This window comes from Dietzia cercidiphylli (assembly GCF_014145145.1).
GTDB classification, from domain to species: Bacteria; Actinomycetota; Actinomycetes; order Mycobacteriales; family Mycobacteriaceae; genus Dietzia; species Dietzia natronolimnaea.
In genome coordinates this window covers 1-4082 of record NZ_JAALEA010000425.1, presented here as the reverse complement: position 1 = coordinate 4082, position 4082 = coordinate 1, and the positions used below count along the sequence as shown (strand labels likewise).

The window sequence follows — 4082 nt, the reverse complement described above, 5'->3', positions numbered from 1 at the left end:
GACGGGCGCGGTCAGCCGGCGACGGGCGCGGTCAGCCGGCGACGCGCCGCAGGCGCGCCGACATGTGCGGGACCAGGCCCTTCTCCGGGTGGACGCGCTCCTCGACCCACCCCAGGTCGCCGCCCTCGACGATCCCGTAGATGCGCTTGGCGCCGCCACGCTCCGGGCCGGTGGGGGAGGCGAGCACGACGTCGGTCGCCATCTCCCACGCGGCCTGGTTGATCGGCGCCCCGTAGTACATCTCGATGACCCCGGAGGCGTGCGCCACCAGGAACTCGAGCTGGTCGTCCGCGGAGATCCGCCAGAACCCCGACTCGCGGTAGGCGGCGTCGTCGACCGCCCCGCCCGTGTCGAACGTCCAGGCGCGGGAACTCCAGCTCAGGTAGTTCTCCCCGTCGTGGGAGACGACGATCTGCTGGCCGAAGCGGTGCTCGCCCCGGTCGGCGGTGTCCGCCTCGCCCTCGCCCTCCCAGACCCCCACCAGGGGGAGCAGGGCGAGAAGGCCCGGGTGCAGGTCAGGACCGAACCGGAGGTTGGCCGTGTCCCCCGGGACCGGGAGGTCGGAGAACGCCGGGATGTTCCGACCCGCGGTCTGCTCGGAACGCTGCGCCGCGGCATCGACCGCCGCGTTCGCGGACCCGCGGACGGCCGAGCCGCCGTCTCCCCCCTCGGGGGTGGACGACGTCGGGTCGACCGCGCCGGTGTGGCCGCCGTCCGTCACGACTCGTCGGTGACCGTGCGGTACACGATGTAGCAGGTGACCCATGTGATGGCCAGCGTGCAGAGGACGAGGAGGATCTCGAAGAAGAGCACCATGGTCTAATCCTAACCCCGAGGGTGTCAGCCGAGTGAGATGCGGGCGTCGATCGAGTGGATCAGGCAGTCCTCGGGGGGTACCACGAAGTCCTCGCTGACCCGTGCCCTGAGCCCCACCACGGTCACGAGGGTGAAGTCCGCGTGCACGACGCCCTCGCGTCCCGGCGGATCGACGGTGATCACGATGTCGCGCACCTCCCGGATGGTCGAGTACTGCAGGTGCAGGTGCAGGTCCCACTTGAGGTGGTCGGCGCCGAACCCGGTCCTGAGCCCGTTCTCCCGCCGGACGCAGTCCGGCGCGAAGGGCACCCGGAACGCGGCCGCGGGCAGCGTGAGCGCGGTGAGGTACATCCGCACCGCCGCCTCGCGCTCCGCGGGGGAGTACGGGCCGGGGTGGTCCGGGACCTGGGGGACCGCGCCCCGTCGCTGGTCGACGCCGACGATAACGGCGGAGGCCACGGAGGCGCCGACGGCGACGACGGAGGCGCGTGCGGCCAGTCCGAACGCTCGGGAGAGAAGTGACATGCCCCAGAGATTAGCGAGTCGATCGCCCGAGCGGGGCGAGGAGGATCCTCACCGCTCGACCGGGACACCGATCAGTGAGCCGTACTCCACCCAGCTGCCGTCGTAGTTGACCACGTCGGGCTGGTCGAGGAGCTCGTGGAGGACGAACCACGTGTGGCTGGAGCGCTCACCGATCCGGCAGTAGGTCACCACGCGGCGACCGGGTTCGTCGAGGAAGTCCGCGTAGATCTCGCGGAGGTCGGCGTCGGTGCGGAAGGTGCCGTCGCGGGTCACGGCGCGGTTCCAGGGGATGCTCACGGCGCCCGGGATGTGTCCGCGTTGACGCCCGCCCTCCTGGGGTAGCCCGGCCGGCGCCGCGAGCCTGCCGGTGTACTCGTCGACCGAGCGGACGTCCACGAGCGCGTCGTTGCCCAGCCCCGCCAGGACGTCGTCGCGGAACGCGCGGATCGACAGATCCTGCGGGTCGGCCACGTAAGCGGTCACCGGACGCCGGGGTACATCGGTGTCGAGAGGTAGTCCGTCGCGCTCCCACCGCATGCGACCCCCGTCGAGCAGCCGCACGTCGGCGTGGCCGTAGAGGCGCAGATACCAGTAGGCGTAGGCGGCGAACCAGTTGTGGTTGCCGCCGTACACCACGACCGTGTGATCGCGGGTGATCCCGCGTTCGGACATGAGTTCGCCGAACCTCTCGCGGCCCACGAGGTCCCGCGTGTACTCCTCCTGCAACTCCGTGCGCCAGTTCAGCGCGACGGCCCCGGGGATGTGGCCGTCGGTGTGATACGCCGACACGTCCTCGTCGACCTCGAGGAAGACCACCGAGTCATCGTCGAGGCGCGATTCGGCCCAGCGGGTGCTGACCAGTACGTCGTCGCGACTCATGTCGGGGAGTCTAGTGGTCCGGTCGGGCCAGGTCGCCGAGCGGCGTAGTGCCCGGGCCGGCGGTACCGCCGGCGGTGATCGTCCCACCCCGCACGGTGAGGGTCTCCACCGCGATCCCGAGGGGGAGGACGTCCGGGGAGAGGGTCAGCGCGGTCCGGCGCACCGCGAGGTCGGGGTCCTGGTCGGGGAACCCGGAGGGTCCCGTCGCGGCCCCGACCGGGACGAGGTGCGCGCCGGACTCGTCGACGACCAGGTCGACGATCGCCGACACCCGGGTGTCGGTCCCCGCGAGGGTCCCGGTGACGCGGGCCCGGTGCTCGACCCCCCCGGCGAGGCTCGGGTCGTCGGCGCCGCCGACCAGGACGTCCCGCATCCCCAGGGCGGGGCCGAGCGAGTCTCCGGTGATCTGGACGGAGACGGTGACCGCACCCGCGGTCATGTCGGCGGACCGGTCCTCCGGCACGGACAGATCGGTGACGGCCGCCTCCACGGCCACCGGACCGAGACCCGGGCGGGTGACACCCTCGACGCGGATCGACGCCGACGCCAGTGTCCCGGGCCCCGCCCACCGTGTCGACGGGCCCCCACCGATCATCACCGACGGGGCCGCGACCCCCGGGGTCGCCGGGCGGATCCGGGTGGACACGTCCGCCTCCACCATGGAGGCGTTGACGGAGTCCACGGTGAAGGCGCCGACCACCACGACGGCCAGGGCGGCGGTCGCCACCGTGACACTGCGACGGGCTCTCATGGGGTTCAGGTCTACTCCGATCGTCGGAACTGGGGGACGGGTCGCTAGTATCGTCTGGGCGCCCGGACGAGGAGGAAGCGACACATGGACGTAGTGCTCCTCACGACCGAAGCCGACCCCGAGGCGGTGGTCCCCGCGCTGTCGCTCCTGCCGCATTCGGTCAGACTGCTGCCGGCCCTCGCCTCCTCCGTGGCCGAGCTGTCGGGGGCCGCGCTCGCCGTCGTCGACGCACGGAGTGATCTCGCGGCGTCCCGCGCGCTCTGCCGCCTCCTGTCGGGGAGCGCGGACATCTCCGTCATCGCGGTGGTCTCGGAGGGCGGGCTCATCGCGGTCAGCGGGGACTGGGGTCTCGACGACATCATCCTGCCGACCACGGGACCGGCGGAGGTGGACGCCCGGTTCAGGCTCTCCGCCGCCCGTCACTCCGCGCAGGGGGAGTCCGACGGCGGGTTGCTCACGGTGGGCGAGCTCGTGATCGACGAGGAGACCTACGTCGCCCGGGTGAAGGGGCGACCCCTGGACCTGACCTACAAGGAGTTCGAACTCCTCAAGCACCTGTGTCAACACCCCGGACGCGTGTTCTCCCGCGCCCAGCTCCTCCAGGAGGTCTGGGGATACGACTTCTTCGGCGGAACCCGGACGGTCGACGTCCACGTCCGACGGCTGCGGGCCAAGCTGGGGCCCGACCACGAGTCCCTCATCGGAACCGTGCGTAACGTCGGGTACAAAGCGGTCCGGCCGACCGACCGCAGGGAGGACGGGGGAGACGCATGACCGCCATCGAGCACGCGGTGGACGACGAGACGGCCGCGCTGATCGAGGCCGTCGCCCGGGACGCCGCGGCCGAGGACGGGGTGGCACCGCTCGGCGAGCAGCCTCTGCGGTCGCTCCGGTCGGGCGACGAGCAGGCCGTCCGCCATCTCCTGGTCCGCGGAGACGAAGGTGATGTCGCGGGCTACGCCCAGCTCGACGGCAGCGGCGGGGAGGCGACCGCCGAGATGGTCGTGGCCCCCGGGCACCGTCGACGCGGGGTCGGGTCGGAGCTGGTCCGCGCGGTGTTCGACCTCGAACCCTCCGCCGCGGTGTGGGCGCACGGTGACCTGCCGGCCGA

6 protein-coding genes are annotated in these 4082 nt (G+C 72.1%); 2 read left to right on the top strand and 4 right to left on the bottom strand.

Features of this window, described 5'->3' with window-relative positions:
- Positions 1 to 31 precede the first annotated feature (31 nt).
- The 4 genes from G6028_RS14550 to G6028_RS14535 form a co-directional block, all read right to left on the bottom strand.
- Entirely contained in the window at positions 32 to 721 is a 690-nt protein-coding gene (locus G6028_RS14550; protein WP_182659298.1) for a heme-binding beta-barrel domain-containing protein, read from the bottom strand.
- Positions 722 to 840: 119 nt separating this feature from the next.
- Positions 841 to 1341, bottom strand: coding sequence for a DUF8021 domain-containing protein (locus G6028_RS14545; protein WP_182644798.1), 501 nt, complete (start codon positions 1339 to 1341; stop codon positions 841 to 843).
- A gap of 48 nt (positions 1342 to 1389) precedes the next feature.
- Positions 1390 to 2220 carry a sulfurtransferase gene (locus tag G6028_RS14540; RefSeq protein ID WP_182640001.1) on the bottom strand — a complete coding sequence of 277 codons (831 nt, stop codon included), beginning with the start codon at positions 2218 to 2220 and terminating at the stop codon, positions 1390 to 1392.
- A gap of 10 nt (positions 2221 to 2230) precedes the next feature.
- Positions 2231 to 2971, bottom strand: a complete 741-nt coding sequence (locus tag G6028_RS14535; RefSeq protein ID WP_182659297.1) for an LmeA family phospholipid-binding protein — start codon at positions 2969 to 2971, stop codon at positions 2231 to 2233.
- Between the two features lie 84 nt (positions 2972 to 3055).
- Between G6028_RS14535 and G6028_RS14530 the strand changes: the two genes are divergently transcribed.
- Positions 3056 to 3745, top strand: coding sequence for a winged helix-turn-helix domain-containing protein (locus G6028_RS14530; RefSeq protein WP_179524621.1), 690 nt, complete (start codon positions 3056 to 3058; stop codon positions 3743 to 3745).
- Positions 3742 to 4082: GNAT family N-acetyltransferase (locus G6028_RS14525; RefSeq protein WP_182659296.1), on the top strand; the 341-nt coding region annotated here is incomplete at its 3' end. The genes G6028_RS14530 and G6028_RS14525, both read left to right, overlap by 4 nt.

Bases quoted from the DNA above. Each gene is read 5' to 3' on its own strand.
- G6028_RS14545 (WP_182644798.1), bottom strand. From the start codon at position 1,341: ATGTCACTTCTCTCCCGAGCGTTCGGACTGGCCGCACGCGCCTCCGTC.
- G6028_RS14540 (WP_182640001.1), bottom strand. From the start codon at position 2,220: ATGAGTCGCGACGACGTACTGGTCAGCACCCGCTGGGCCGAATCGCGC.
- G6028_RS14530 (WP_179524621.1), top strand. From the start codon at position 3,056: ATGGACGTAGTGCTCCTCACGACCGAAGCCGACCCCGAGGCGGTGGTC.
- G6028_RS14535 (WP_182659297.1), bottom strand. From the start codon at position 2,971: ATGAGAGCCCGTCGCAGTGTCACGGTGGCGACCGCCGCCCTGGCCGTC.